Source organism: Hydrotalea sp. GW822-HT8A01 (assembly GCF_058798575.1).
The window spans coordinates 2,591,846-2,606,337 of sequence record NZ_CM179506.1 but is presented as its reverse complement, the minus strand read 5'-3'; the positions used below and the strand labels follow the sequence as shown (position 1 = coordinate 2,606,337).

General features: G+C 34.2%; 13 protein-coding genes and 1 other RNA gene. 7 read left to right on the top strand and 7 right to left on the bottom strand.

All coding sequences use genetic code 11. The features are described 5' to 3' along the window. The first annotated feature begins 55 nt into the window (after window positions 1-55). Window positions 56-214: a hypothetical protein gene (locus tag AC3QLY_RS11595; RefSeq protein WP_179855922.1), complete on the top strand. Its 159-nt coding sequence runs from the start codon at window positions 56-58 to the stop codon at window positions 212-214. Window positions 215-259: 45 nt separating this feature from the next. Here the strand turns inward: AC3QLY_RS11595 and AC3QLY_RS11590 are convergent, their stop codons facing one another. Further along, window positions 260-1,009, bottom strand: a complete 750-nt coding sequence (locus tag AC3QLY_RS11590) for a C40 family peptidase (RefSeq protein ID WP_074420869.1) — start codon at window positions 1,007-1,009, stop codon at window positions 260-262. Here AC3QLY_RS11590 and AC3QLY_RS11585 point away from each other — a divergent pair. Both AC3QLY_RS11585 and AC3QLY_RS11580 read left to right on the top strand, forming a co-directional pair. Then, a complete protein-coding gene (locus AC3QLY_RS11585; protein ID WP_287100786.1) occupies window positions 1,009-1,665 on the top strand; it encodes an RNA polymerase sigma factor in 657 nt (218 codons plus the stop codon). The genes AC3QLY_RS11590 and AC3QLY_RS11585 overlap by 1 nt on opposite strands. Before the next feature lie 40 nt (window positions 1,666-1,705). Next, window positions 1,706-2,074, top strand: a complete 369-nt coding sequence (locus tag AC3QLY_RS11580; RefSeq protein WP_074420868.1) for a hypothetical protein — start codon at window positions 1,706-1,708, stop codon at window positions 2,072-2,074. 284 nt (window positions 2,075-2,358) lie between these two features. On the opposite strand, the gene ssrA is transcribed toward AC3QLY_RS11580, so the two are convergent. The 4 genes from ssrA to AC3QLY_RS11560 form a co-directional block, all read right to left on the bottom strand. Beyond that, window positions 2,359-2,731: a transfer-messenger RNA gene (gene ssrA / locus AC3QLY_RS11575) on the bottom strand. Between the two features lie 81 nt (window positions 2,732-2,812). After that, a complete protein-coding gene (gene rseP / locus AC3QLY_RS11570) occupies window positions 2,813-4,180 on the bottom strand; it encodes an RIP metalloprotease RseP (protein ID WP_218330689.1) in 1,368 nt (455 codons plus the stop codon). A 92-nt stretch (window positions 4,181-4,272) separates the two neighbouring features. Next, on the bottom strand, window positions 4,273-5,433 hold the full coding sequence (locus tag AC3QLY_RS11565; RefSeq protein WP_074420866.1) for a 1-deoxy-D-xylulose-5-phosphate reductoisomerase: 1,161 nt from the start codon (window positions 5,431-5,433) through the stop codon (window positions 4,273-4,275). Window positions 5,434-5,557: 124 nt separating this feature from the next. Further along, entirely contained in the window at window positions 5,558-7,051 is a 1,494-nt protein-coding gene (locus tag AC3QLY_RS11560) for a GH3 auxin-responsive promoter family protein (RefSeq protein WP_218330690.1), read from the bottom strand. 174 nt (window positions 7,052-7,225) lie between these two features. On the opposite strand from AC3QLY_RS11560, the gene rplU reads away from it, so the two are divergent. The 4 genes from rplU (at window position 7,226) to AC3QLY_RS11540 (ending at window position 9,880) form a co-directional block, all read left to right on the top strand. Then, window positions 7,226-7,531, top strand: coding sequence for a 50S ribosomal protein L21 (rplU, locus tag AC3QLY_RS11555; protein WP_074419484.1), 306 nt, complete (start codon window positions 7,226-7,228; stop codon window positions 7,529-7,531). A gap of 64 nt (window positions 7,532-7,595) precedes the next feature. After that, window positions 7,596-7,862: a 50S ribosomal protein L27 gene (rpmA, locus tag AC3QLY_RS11550; protein WP_074419483.1), complete on the top strand. Its 267-nt coding sequence runs from the start codon at window positions 7,596-7,598 to the stop codon at window positions 7,860-7,862. Window positions 7,863-7,930: 68 nt separating this feature from the next. After that, window positions 7,931-8,107, top strand: coding sequence for a hypothetical protein (locus tag AC3QLY_RS11545; protein ID WP_218330691.1), 177 nt, complete (start codon window positions 7,931-7,933; stop codon window positions 8,105-8,107). Between the two features lie 90 nt (window positions 8,108-8,197). Next, window positions 8,198-9,880 (top strand): DNA polymerase/3'-5' exonuclease PolX, encoded by a 1,683-nt coding sequence (locus AC3QLY_RS11540; protein WP_492989752.1) that lies wholly within the window; start codon window positions 8,198-8,200, stop codon window positions 9,878-9,880. On the opposite strand, the gene AC3QLY_RS11535 is transcribed toward AC3QLY_RS11540, so the two are convergent. Then, a complete protein-coding gene (locus tag AC3QLY_RS11535; protein WP_492989751.1) occupies window positions 9,877-13,638 on the bottom strand; it encodes an ATP-binding protein in 3,762 nt (1,253 codons plus the stop codon). The genes AC3QLY_RS11540 and AC3QLY_RS11535 overlap by 4 nt on opposite strands. Then, a complete protein-coding gene (gene mazG / locus AC3QLY_RS11530; protein ID WP_074418416.1) occupies window positions 13,635-14,414 on the bottom strand; it encodes a nucleoside triphosphate pyrophosphohydrolase in 780 nt (259 codons plus the stop codon). The genes AC3QLY_RS11535 and mazG overlap by 4 nt, the downstream gene beginning before the upstream one ends. Between the last annotated feature and the right edge of the window lie 78 nt (window positions 14,415-14,492).

Here is a 14,492-nt window from a genome sequence, read left to right as displayed (position 1 = left end):
AATCTTTTTGATTTATAAATTCCTGAAACCTTATTTTTGCTAAAAATTCATCAAAATGGAAAATAAAACTTCAACCGGAAAATACTGGATATTATTTTTACTCTCTTTGGTGTTGATTATTTTTATGCTAATTTCTCCGGATGTACGTCCCTATTTCTGGTTGGCTTTACCATTGGTTTGCACATTTTTTGTAAAAGCGTTAGATGTTATATAAAATTTACCTCAACACCATTTCATTTTAAAGCGCCCAATACTTTCCCTATTCCCTGAAAGTTTTAATCAAGCGCAATCGGTGGGTACGCTTTGAATGCAGCGTTGATATAATTCCCATCGCATCAATTGCATCAATTTTTACATAACCCGATGCATGAATGATAGTGTGTGTATTGAATAAAATACCAACATGGGTAATATGCCCTTCTTCATTATCAAAAAATGCGAGATCGCCACAATTGGCTTCCTCCAAAAAACCAATACTTTTACCCAATGCTGCTTGTTGATAGGCATCTCTCGGTAAAACTATATTGAAAAGCTTAAACACCTGTTGGGTAAATCCGCTACAATCAATTCCAAAAACAGATTTTCCACCCCACAAATACGGTGTTCCCAAAAAAGCACGGGTAATTCGTTGAATATTTTGTTCCGTAAAATCAAAATGAGCGGGTGGTTTTGCCTCTTTAAATGAAATATCAAACGGAGGTAAGGATATACTTGTATCATTCCAGGTTGTACCCATACTCACTCTCGTTAACTGATTGTTGATGATTACCTCATTAATGGGTTGATGATGCCATCCGTATGTTTCGGGTAAAAATGCTGTTTCAACCAACTGTATTTGCTGGCACCAACCTTCATAACCATCATAATGGCATTTCACTTTTATAAAATCCTGTAATCGTTCTAATACCGTAACAGATTCTAAAAATAACAACTCAGTTACCATCTCACTTTTATGCGTAGGTTCTATTCTTACAGGTGCAACGGCTACTATACAAACTGCAAAACTCATTGAATCAATTTTTAGCAATTTATGGATTAAAGATAAATGCGCATCTAAATAAAAATGCTTATTTTAAAATTGTGAAGTTGAATAAATACCAACATATTAACGATGAAGCTTTGCTGCAAGAGTTTTATGCTGATGGCAATACAGAATGGATAGGTATTTTATTAGAACGGTACACCATACTCTTACTGGGTACCTGTATGAAATATTTAAAAAATCAGGAAGCAGCTAAAGATGCTGTTCAGCAAATATTTTTGAAAGTGATGACAGAACTGCCAAAATATAAAGTACAATATTTTAAAAGTTGGATATACATGATTGCCCGAAATTATTGCCTGATGCAATTAAGAGATAAAAAAATTACTTATACACTACAGGAAGAAGCACCACTACTTGAAGCTGAAGGTAATTTGGCTGAATTATTAGAAAAAGAAAAACTATTGCAATGCATTGAAAATGCGTTAGATGATTTAAATGAAGAACAAAAAAAATGCATAACCCTTTTTTATTTGGAAAAGAAAAGTTACAGAACCATTGCCGCAATAACCGGATACAGCATATTACAAGTAAAAAGCCATATACAAAATGGGAAAAGAAATTTAAAATTATTGGTTGAAAAAAAACAACAACATACACCATCGGGAAAACAGCCTGAATAGTATTTTACCAAAAGCTGATTTCATTTAAAGATGCGATACCATGACACAAAAAACAACTAAAACAAATAACCAGCTCCCAATTACTGAAGAAACAATTCTTCACTATCTTGAAGGCAATCTTTCAGATAGGGCCATGCATGCATTTGAAGAAGAAATGGAATCTTCAGCTTTTTTAAGAGAAGCCATAGAAGGTTTAGAAACTTTTACTGATAAAAAAGCGTTAAGAGTATCAGTAAAACAATTACAAAAACAATTACGAAGAAGAACAGAGCATACCAGAAAAAAAAGATACCAGTTTTTCCAACAACGTCAGTTTCAGAACATCATCCTTATTGTGGCATTACTCTTATTAATATTTCTTGGCGTTATTGTGGTTCATTTTTTAAAGCTTCACCCGTTATTAAAATAGTCAGACCGTATCAATAAGCTTACTGGCGATTTAGACCAATCTTATTTCATTTTAAACAACAATATTGAAAAATGTACCGACTTAAATTATGTATACCAATTAGCAGCTCTGCCTGAGAAGCAGCAGCTCTTGAATAAATTGTTCGATAGAAAGCTTTACTACTTTGAGGGGTGTTATCGAACTTTTTGGATAATGCCATTGTTCGCTCATAACTCATTGATACTCAAGGAAAAAAACCTCCTTGATATTCAAAAAAAAGGCGATTTCATCGCAAAAATCGCCTCAGGTGGACCTGAGGAGAATCGAACTCCTGTCCAAACATATTTACCATAAGTCTTCTACATGCTTATTTCATTATTAATTGTCGGCAATGAACCGGAAATGAACAAACCAATTCAATGCTTAGCTGTATATTCTTTTGCAATAGTCACAGCCTTCTATTGCAGCAACCTGTGTTTGTTTTGAGTCGGCGGCGGCACCTGGTAACAGATAAACCTGTGCGGCGGCCCGAATGACTGACTAATTACTAATTAGGCAGCCATGGCATACTGTGTATTGCCATTTAAAGTTTGAGTATTCAGATTTAAGTGCTAATTACCCAACGCACTGCATGCTTCCACTTACCGTAACCTATGCTGTCGAAACCAATACAGGCCCGGGTAGTTGAAAAAATCAAAGAACTTATTCAATTTCTTATACAAAGGTACTTTATTCTGTAAACACCTGCTATTTAAAATTTTAATGACTAAAAATTCGTAAAAAATCCAAGCCAAGTGCATAAGCCATTAAACTTAACAACAAAATCATGCCAACCATCTGCGCATACTCCATAAACTTATCGCCCGGCTTTCTTCCTGTAATCATTTCTACCAATGTAAACAAGGCATGGCCGCCATCTAAAGCTGGTATGGGTAACACGTTCATAAATGCCAGGATAATTGAAAAAATGGCAGTTAAGGTCCAAAATGACTGCCAGTCCCACACACCAGGGAATATACCACCAATACTTATTACACTTCCTAAAGAATCGTTTACTTTTACTTCTTTAGAAGTGAACAATAATTTAAGATTGCTAATATAATTAATGAGCGTACTGTAGCATTTTTCAATACCAACCGGAATGGCCTGTAAAAAAGAATATTTAATTTGCACGGTACCCAATACTTCGTCAGGTGTCTGAAAGCCAATACCGGATTTGATTTTAGGATTGGTATTATTTACAACAGTAGCCTGAATGGTATCAGTATTGTTTTGAATCAGGGTATACTGAATGGAATTTTTATTTTTTAAATCTTTCAAAACATCAAATGCCTGGTTGTTATACGAAACAGGTATTTGATTAATGGCAATAACCCTGTCGCCTTTATGTATAGCAGCATCACTGTTTATTTGTGTTCCGGGAAGCACGGTATCTACGATTAATGGAATACGAACATAGGTAAACCCACCCAGCTTATTTTTATTTAACTGTTCAATAAATCCGGGAGGTACATTTAAAATGGTATCTTTTCCATTTCTTTCAATGGTAATATTTGTAGCCTGGTTTAGAATAATTAATGAACCTACCGTTCCAATTTTTTCAACAGGTTTACCTGCTACTGCCACTATTTTATCGCCATCCTGCATTCCAATTTTTTTCCCAAGACTATCTACATACACCCCATATTTTAAATTCTGTGCAGGTATATATTTTTCGCCCCAGGTATACATAATACCAACAAAAATAACAATGGCCAATAAAATATTCACTGTTACCCCACCCAACATAATAATTAGCCGTTGCCAGGCGGGCTTTGCACGAAATTCATAAGGCTCAGGTGGTTTTTTCATTTGCTCTTTATCCATACTCTCATCAATCATTCCGGCAATTTTTACATAGCCGCCAAAAGGAACCCAACCAATACCATATTCCGTTTCACCTATTTTCTTCTTCCATAAACTAAACCAGGGATTAAAAAAAAGGAAAAATTTTTCAACCCTGCATTTAAACCATCTTGCAGGTAAAAAATGCCCCAACTCATGCAAAATAACAAGGATAGAAAATGACAGGATAAATTGTCCTGCTTTAATTCCCACTACACTCCAATCAATTACTAAAAGACTCATTCAATTTTAATATTTAGTTGACTTTTAATTTTTATACAACAAAATGATTGCCATTCAGTTGATTATTTGAACCTATTTTTATATAAGTTCCGTTACATCTGAATTAAAGAAGCTGCAAAATTACGCGCTTCGGCATCACTGTCAAAGTATTCGTCCAAGGTGGGCTGAGCAATGAAGGTAATTTTATTCATGGTTTGCTCAATCATTTCAGTAATATCCAAAAATCCAATCCTGTTTCTTAAAAAAGCATATACTGCAATTTCATTGGCTGCATTCATTACACAGGGAAGATTACCGCCTTTAAATAGTGCTTCCGTTGCCAATACCAAATTGCGGAAGGTGCGTAAATCAGGCTCTTCAAATTGAAGTGTTGCTGCTTTTTTAAAATCAAAACGGGGAAAATTATTGGGAATTCGTTGCGGAAATGCCAATGCGTATTGAATAGGTAGTTTCATATCGGGTAGGCCCATCTGCGCTTTGATGCTCCCGTCTTCAAACTGCACCATACTATGAATAATACTTTGCGGATGCACCACTACCTGAATTTGATCAGCAGATAAATTAAACAACCACTTTGCTTCAATCATTTCCAGACCTTTATTCATTAAAGTAGCAGAATCGATACTGATTTTTGCACCCATTGACCAATTAGGATGCTGCAATGCATGTTCTTTTTTTACATTCACCAAAAAATTTGGTTTTTTCCCTAAAAAAGGGCCACCACTTGCAGTAAGCACCACTTTTTCAGTTTTATTTCTTCCTTCGCCAATAAGGCATTGAAAAATAGCTGAATGTTCACTATCAACCGGAATAACAGGCACTTTATTTTCTAATGCTTTTTGCATGATGATGTCTCCTGCTACTACCAATGTTTCTTTATTAGCCAGTGCAATGGCTTTTTGATGCTTAATGGCTGTGAGTGTGGGTTTTAATCCTGCATAACCCACAATAGCAGCCAACATCATATCATAACAATTCATTGCTGCTACTTCTTCCAAAGCTTTTTCACCTGCAAAAACCTTTATTGGAGTATGTGCCAATGCCTCTTTCACTGCAATATATTTTCTTTCATCAGCTATTACTACACAATTTGGATTAAACTGAATTGCCTGTTGCACCAATAATGTATCGTTGGTTTGGGCAGTTAATATTTCAACAGAAAATTTATCAGGATTAGCTGCAATCACTTCTAATGCCTGTGTACCAATTGAGCCTGTTGAGCCAAATAAAGCAATTCTTTTTTTTATTGTCATTGAATTTTAGAATTAAAAAAGTACGCAAAGAAGTACAAAATAAGGTATTTACCACAAATATGCACTAACAGGCATTTTGTGTATCTATATTTTGGTGCATACCGTTGTTTAGCAAATAGTTTTTCTATTTTACAAAGGCTTGTAATGCATCGGCAATATTTCTATCATTACTTAAACGAGGCACTTTATTCTGTGCGCCCAGTTTTCCAATAGAACGCATATAATCAATAAATGCATTTTTTTGTAAGGGCTTTATTTCTAATGTACGCAAAATATTTCCTCTAATTAAATCATCATAATACACATTTTTGGCGCGTAAATTATTATCAACTTTTAAGGCAAATGCCGCCATATCTTTCGGCGTTTCTTCAAATTCAATATACCATTCATGAAAACTATTGCCTTTTTCTTTTGCAATGTTGGGCGCAACTGTAAATTCAATAATTTTTATTCCTTCTTCATTGGCTGCTTTCATTAAAGCATATTCTACCTCTTCCCCAATAACGTGTTCCCCAAAAGCAGAGATAAAATGTTTAATGCGTCCGGTTACTAAAATTTTATATGGATTGGTGCTGACAAATTTAACCGTATCACCAATATTATAAGCCCATAATCCAGCATTGCTGCTTATAATTAAAACATAGTTTTCACCAATCTTTACATCAGCAAGGGTAAGCCGGGTAGGCTTTTCATTGAAAATTTCATTGGCCGGAACAAATTCAAAAAAAATACCACTATTGGTATTTAGTAATAAACCCGGTGCATTGGAGTCATCCTGAAAAGCAAAAAAACCTTCACTGGCAGGAAACAATTCCAAACAATCAATTTGCTTACCAATGCTATTATACAATTTCTGCTTATAGGGCTCAAAATTTACACCACCCTGAATCATAATGCTGAAGTTTGGAAATACTTCTGCAATTGGTTTTCCTGTTTTTTCAATAAGCCTGTCAAAATACATTTGCATCCATGGGGGAATTCCACTAATGAGCGTCATATTTTCATGCAGGGTTTCTTCTACTATTTTATCTAATTTCATTTCCCAATCTTCAATACAGTTGGTTTCAAAGCTGGGTAATTGATTGGCTCTTAAATACCTGGGTACATGATGGTTTACAATACCGCTTAGCCGGCCGGTAGGAATACCGCCTACCCTTTCCAAAACCGGCGAACCACTTAAAAAAATCATCTTTCCCTTTGCAAAATCAAAATTTCCGGTTTCGGCCATGTAATATAATAAAGCATTACGGGCAGTATTAATGTGGTTAGGAATAGAATCTTTGGTAATGGGAATGTATTTAATTCCCGAGGTAGTGCCACTGGTTTTTGCAAAATAAATAGGTTTGCCTTTCCACAAAACATTTTGGGTACCTTCTTTTATTTTTTCGATGTAGGGTTTAAACTGCTCATAATCCCGAATCGGAATTTTTTCAGCAAATTCGGCATAGCTATTAATTTCCTGCATTTGATGATCTTTACCGAATTTGGTGTTTTTGCCCACTTTTAAAAGCATTTTGAAAATGGCTTCCTGATCAGCCACAGCACTGAGCATACTTTTACGAATGGTTTTATGAATATGAAAAGCAAACGGACGGGCTAATAACGATTTTAAATTCATAATGGAGGGTATGCATCTACTATAAAAAGCACAAAAATAGCATTATACAACACCTTTCTATCAAAGAAGGTATTAATTTTATCAGAAAATAAGGGTTGAAGAACAATTATTTTGAAAAAATTTGCAATTTTTGGTATTGAAACATTACCTTTGCCGTCCTAATTTTGGATAGTTATGTTAGCAGTTGTAAAAATCGCAGGTCAACAGTTTAAAGTACAAGCAGGAGATAGTTTGTATGTTCCCCGCTTAGCAGCCAAAACCGGTGATAAAGTTGAATTTAAAGACGTTTTACTGGTAGATAATGCAGGCACACTTTCAGTAGGTAATGCAGTGAATGCTGTAGTTAAAGCTGAAATTGTAAATGAATTGGTGCAGGGAGATAAGATTATTGCTTTTAAAATGAAAAGAAGAAAAGGTTTTCGTAAAAAGCATGGTCACCGTACCCACTATACTCAAATTAAAATTGAAAGTATTGCTTAAATTGTTAAAACAATTTCAGACTTCATAATCTGATACCGTTTTAATTTTCAAAATCAAAAAAGTTATGGCACACAAAAAAGGTGAAGGCAGTGTAAAAAATGGTCGCGACTCGAACAGTAAGCGCTTAGGGGTAAAAATATTTGGTGGCCAGCCGGCTATCGCAGGAAACATCATCGTACGTCAACGCGGTACCAGTTACCATCCTGGAAAAAATGTTGGTGTTGGAAAAGACTTTACCATCTTTGCATTAACAGATGGAATTGTTGCATTTAAAAAGTCTAGAAATAACAAAACCATCATTTCAGTTTTGCCTGTAGAAGCTACTGCATAAAAAAAAATTTTGCAATACCAGAATAGTTGTTAATTTTAGGTTATTAACTAACCATTAAATTTCAACTTATGGCAAAAGCTGTAAAAAAAGCTGCTCCTAAAAAAGCTGCTGCAAAAAAAGCCGCTCCTAAAAAAGCTGCTGCAAAAAAAGCCGCTCCTAAAAAAGCAGTTGCAAAAAAAGCCGCTCCTAAAAAGGCCGCTGCAAAAAAAGCCGCTCCTAAAAAGGCCGCTGCAAAAAAGAAGTAATCTTCTTGTAAAAGAAGTAACAACTAACAAGTCCCGATTTATCGGGACTTTTTTTATTACATTTATCACTCATTTTTAACTACTCAGCTCATGTTAGACAACTATGCCATAGCAGATAATTTTACCTTGCTCTCTAAATTAATTGACATACATGGAGAAAACAGTTTCAAATCAAAATCGTATGCCAATGCAGCTTTTGTAATAGAAAAATTGCCCGAACAACTCTCTCAATTACCTGCCAATAAAATATTCAATATTAAAGGTATTGGTGAAGCCATTGGGAATAAAATTCAGGAACAATTAACAACCGGATCATTACAAATTCTAGAGGAATATATTCAAAAAACACCGCCCGGCATTATTAAAATGCTGCAAATAAAAGGATTGGGACCAAAAAAAATTAACAGTATCTGGAAAAATTTAGAAATAGAAACTATTGGTGAATTGTTGTATGCATGCAACGAAAACAGACTAACCTTATTAAAAGGCTTTGGCGCAAAAACGCAGGAAAGTATTAAAGAAAACATCAATTATTATTTAAATAATCTGGGTAATTTTTTGTATCAACAAGTTGAAACTTATATCCAGGCTTATCATCAAAAATTAACCAAAGAATTTCCAGAAGATTCATTTGTATTAACCGGCGCTTTCAAACGGCAATTAGAAACCATTGATGCCGCAGAATGGGTTACTACAACAAAACCCGATGCCTTAAAAAATTTTTTTGTAACAAACCAATATACCATTGAGGTTGACACACCCGATAAATTAGTGTTTAAAGGAACCGAAAATATAAAATTAATTTTTTATTTAACTTCTAAGCAAAAACTCACCTACCATTATTTTATTACCAGTTGCAGTAATGAATTTTTAGTGGAATGGGAAAAACAATTTGTATGGAAAGATGACAAATACTATGAAAATGAAAATAAAATATTTGAAGCAGCCGGTATTGCAGTAATACCAGTTTATCAAAGAGAACTTCCGGAAATTATCCAACAATATAAAACCACAAAAATTGCAACACCTATACAGATCAATGACATAAAAGGTATTATACACAGCCATAGCAATTGGAGTGATGGGCAACATACCATTGAGCAGATAGCCATTGCTGCCAAAGAAAAAGGGTATGAATATTTGGTAATTAGCGACCACTCAAAATCTGCATTTTATGCCAATGGATTACAGGAAGAACGTGTTCGGGCACAACACGCAGCCATTGATGTTTTAAATCAATCATTAGCACCATTTAAAATTTTTAAAAGTATTGAAAGCGATATCCTGAATGATGGATCATTGGATTATTCAGATGACATTCTGCAACTTTTTGATATTGTAATTGCATCCATTCATTCTAATTTAAAAATGACGGAAGAAAAAGCAATGAGCCGTTTATTGAAGGTCATTGAAAACCCATACACCAGTATTTTAGGGCATTTAACTGGCAGATTATTATTAAGCAGAAAAGGGTATCCGATAAATCATACTGCCATTATAGATGCCTGTGCGAAGCACCAGGTAGCCATTGAATTAAATGCTCACCCCAGACGGTTGGATATTGACTGGAGGTACATAGATGCAGCGTTGCAAAAAAACGTTTTGATATCAATTGATCCTGATGCGCATGCTATTGAAGGTTTTGATGATTGTAGATATGGGGTATTGGTTGCACAAAAAGCCGGATTAACTCATATACAGAATCTAAGTAGTTTTTCTTTAGCACAGTTTGAAAGCTTTATTGCACAACAACACAAAAAAAGAAATGGCTAATCTGTTGCTGCATGAATAGGAATTTGAACATAAAACGTAGTACCAATGCCTTGTTTGGTTACAAACCAAATTTTACCATTTGCTTTTTCTACAATACCACGGCAAATAGCCAAACCTAAACCTGTACCAGATGATTTTGTAGTAAAATTTGGGGAAAATATTTTCCCGATGAATTCATCAGGAATTCCGGAACCATTATCGGTTACAGAAATTAAAATATGGTTGTCAACATTTGCCTGATACACGTGCACCGTTGGGGTGGAAACACCTTCTACTGCTTCAAATGCGTTTTTGATAAGGTTAGTAAACAATCGTTGTATTTGCGTTTTATCGGCATACAACTCATAATTACCCATTTCTTTTTTCCATGAAATTTTTACATAATTGTCTGCACAATGTAATTGCACCAAACTGCGCAACACATCTGAAACATCAAATTTTTCTAATTGTACATTACCAATATTTGCAAATTGTGAGAAATCGCCGGCAATTTTAGATAACTGATCAATTTGTTCAATCAAAGTTTGCGTAACCCGATTAGTTAAACTATTCAGTTGCTCCGGATCGTGTTGTTTATCGCTAATGGCATTTTGCAAAAACTGAATACTTAGTTTCATGGGAGTTAAAGGATTTTTGATTTCATGTGCAACCTGCCTTGCCATTTCACGCCATGCTCCCTCCCGTTCACTCTTAGCCAATGCATCGGCACTTTCCTCTAACTGGTGCACCATTCTGTTATATTCCTGAATTAAAACGCCTAATTCATCCTGCTTTTTCCAGGTTATCTCTTCATTCTTTTTCCCAAGCGATATAGCCTTCATTTTATCAGCAATCAATGAAAAAGATGCAGTTATTCTATTCGTAATTAAAAATGCAATGGCTCCGGCTACTAAAAATATAAATGCATTCAAATTAATCAGTGTAGCTAAAAAACCAGAGATTTCCTGCTTCAATTCAGCTTGTGAATTTAAGTATGGTATATTTAAATAAGCATAGGTATTACCCTGTTCATCAATAATGGGAGTATACACACTTAAAAAATTGAGGGTGCCAATATGCTCATCTTGTTCAAATCGAGATTTTTTTAGATGATGCAATTCATAATAAGCAAGTGGATTCATTTTGCTGTTTAATAAATGCTTGTTGTATATGTAAGGTTGTGTAGATGCTTTTAAATTTCCTGCAGCATCATAATAATTTATATCTACATTATGCATTTCTGCAATGTCAATAATCTTTTTTTCACGCACACCACCGGTAGTAAAATCATTCACTCCCACACCATCATCAAACACCATTTCAGCATTTATTTTGTTTTGAATTTCAGTACCGATGAGCTGTACCGATTTAAACAGTTTATCCTCTTTATTTTTATTAAAACGGTTTATAAAAAATGAAATGGTGGCAGCACCTATTACAATGAATGAAAACAGGCTAATAGAAATAATGGTAAGGTTGATTTGAGAACGAATATCGAAAACAAATGATGTTTTAATTTCCTTCCAGCTAAACCTTTTTAACAACAGAAACTGAACGGTATTTAATAAAAATATTAATAATAAAAATGAACAAAACAGGTAGGCAAATAGTGTGAGTGATTCTAATATCCATTCGTTTTTCCGAACAATGAGTACCTGCCTGCCATTTTCGGCATTATACCATAATTCATTATAACCATTTTTATTGATTACATTAAACTGCGCCAAACTACTCATTTGTTTATTGACCTGTATAGGAAAACTGTAATCATTATAACTACTCACTATTTTTCCATTGTTGTACACTGCATAGGCATAATTCCCATTTAATTCATTAGAAAAATAATTTATTTGTGTAAACAATTCCGGATACAATGCTTCACTGGCAAATTTTTTGGGAATCACAATTACGAAGAAATAACCAAGCACATTATTTTCAGATGATTTAATATCTTTTTCAAAAAGATAGCCTAACCGATTGCCATTTGTAGTGTAAGTATATAAACCCGGAATAGAAGTAGGTTTTGCCCTGCGCAATACAATGGTGCGGATGGTTGCATAATTGGTTGAATCATCATTATACAATGGTTGGAATAAACTATCGAAAGTATAGATGTGTGTTTCATATTTATTTAAATAGCCAGAGAAATTACTACTGATAAGACTATCTTTTAAATACTTATTGGTAAAATCAGAATCTAACCGATCAAAATTTTGTAATAAAAACCGGTCATCAAAATTGGTCATGGCAATATTCAACAAATTTTCTCCGGATGGATCGGCCTGCGATGCTAATTTTTCTGCAATACGTTTTCTTTGCTCTATTTCAACCAGTTTATTTTGATACATGACCATAGCTGCAACAGATGCAGCAAAAAACATTACCCAAAAAATAAAGAATGTAGTGTGATACAATGGTCTGTCAATATCATGTTGCCGGTAGTAGAAAATAATAAAAAAAACCAATAACCAGGCTAATACTGCAATATTGGTAATGGTAGATGATCCCCCAATTTTTATACTTGCATATAATAAACCCTCTACTGCTATAATAAACAATTGAATATTCAGTGGAATTTTTCTGGAATACACCCTTCCTAATAATAATTGAGCAACAGAAAAAAATGAAAGCGTAAGTAAACATAAAATGGCAAAACTAACTACGGTATATATATCCAGACTAAAGAAGTTTGCTACATCAAATGAAATTTTAGAATCAAGTACCAGACTTTTAATAATACCTGCAAACAGAAAGCAAATGGCACCCAGAATAATGATTTGCACATATGCAACTATGGTCATAACAGTTTCAGAAAAATGAAGTTTTAACTGTAGGTGCAAATTGTTCTTGTAAAAATTAATCAGCCAGAATAATATCACTACATTAATTAATAAATCGCCTAATGAGGGATGGATGGCATTGGATGCATAGATAGCCGGATCAAAAAGCGGCAGTTGAGAAAAATCAAAAGGAAAAGGAAAATAGTAACTGAGTATACGCAGTGTGATAACAGATACCGATAAAATAACAAAACCCTGTAAAGCCTTTTCATGCCCGGCCAATTCAATAGCAATGGCATTTAAAAAAAATAATAGTAGTATAATACTCAGGGTTCTTAGAATGATGGTGGTGGTATTATAGGGAGAAAACGTTTTGCCTGATTGAAGCTGAATGCCGCAAAGTGCTGTTCCATTTAAACCGTAAATGGGATATCCATCCTGCACACTAGTGATTTCATATAATTTTCCCAAACCTTGAAAACCATCAAAATCAGGTTGTAAATATTTGTTCTGTATAAAATAGGCATGGTATATTGGAATTAAACCAACCACCATTATTTTTTTGCCTCCTAAAAAAATGTATTTCTTAATTAATTCAAAATAACCGTTTTGATAGTTTACAAAATGAATGGTATTTGGATGATACAAATCTGCATCATCTACATAGTATTGGTTGGTATTCCAATAGCTTAAAATAGCATGGTTTAAATCATTAAACGTGTAGATAAAAAAACCAAAATTTTGGTTCAGTGGTTTAGATTCAGAGGGCAATAAAACACTATCACTCAATAATCCACTTAATAATACTTTATCAGAAGATAATTGTATAAATGAATTTTCCCTATGCGATAAATATTGTTGAATTTTTGTTTGAACTTTTACCGGAGAAGTATAATAGGTAAAATAATTAGATAATATAAATGAAAAGGTAAACAACCATGCAGCTATAATCATCAAATAGCCATGCCGGTATGCTGCATGTTTAATTATCTTAATCAAGATGGTTCATTTTTAATTTGCGCTTTAACCTGATTCCACAGCACATCCATTTCAGCCAGACTTAAATCAGCAAGATTTTGCCCTTGTTCAGTTGCAATTTTTTCCATACCCTTAAATCTTCGTATAAATTTTTTATTGGTTTTTTCCAGTGCTGTTTCCGGATCAACGTTCAAAAATCGTGCAAAATTTACCAGACTAAATAATACATCTCCAAATTCTTCTTCAATATGCTTTGCATCATTTAAAGCTACAGCCTCTAGCAATTCATTGGTTTCGTCTGTTACCTTATCCCAAACCTCCTCTTTCTGCTGCCAATCAAACCCTACCTGCTTTACTTTTTCCTGTATTCGGGTAGCTTTTATTAATGCGGGCATAGCTGCCGGAATACCAGAAAGTACACTTGTTTTACCTTCCTGTAATTTAATTTGTTCCCAATTTTTTTTCACATCTTCAGCATTTTTGGCAACAATATTGCCATAAACATGCGGATGGCGATGTATTAGTTTTTCACAAATCTTTTCAATTACATCCTGCATACTAAATGCATTTATTTCACTTGCAATTTTTGAATAAAAAACAATATGCAACAGAAGATCGCCCAATTCTTCTTTGATAGACTCCCAATCGCCGGTATCTATTGCATCTGCCAATTCATAGGTTTCTTCAATGGTCATTGGTTTTAAAGATTGAAGTGTTTGTTTTTTATCCCATGGACATTTTTCTCGCAGTTCATCCATGATGGTTACCAATCTTTGTAAATCAACATTATCTGCCATAAATTTGTTTTTATTATCAAGCATACCGCACTAAAAAACTATATCAAACAAGTACACAGGAGCATGTTTACGGTTCAT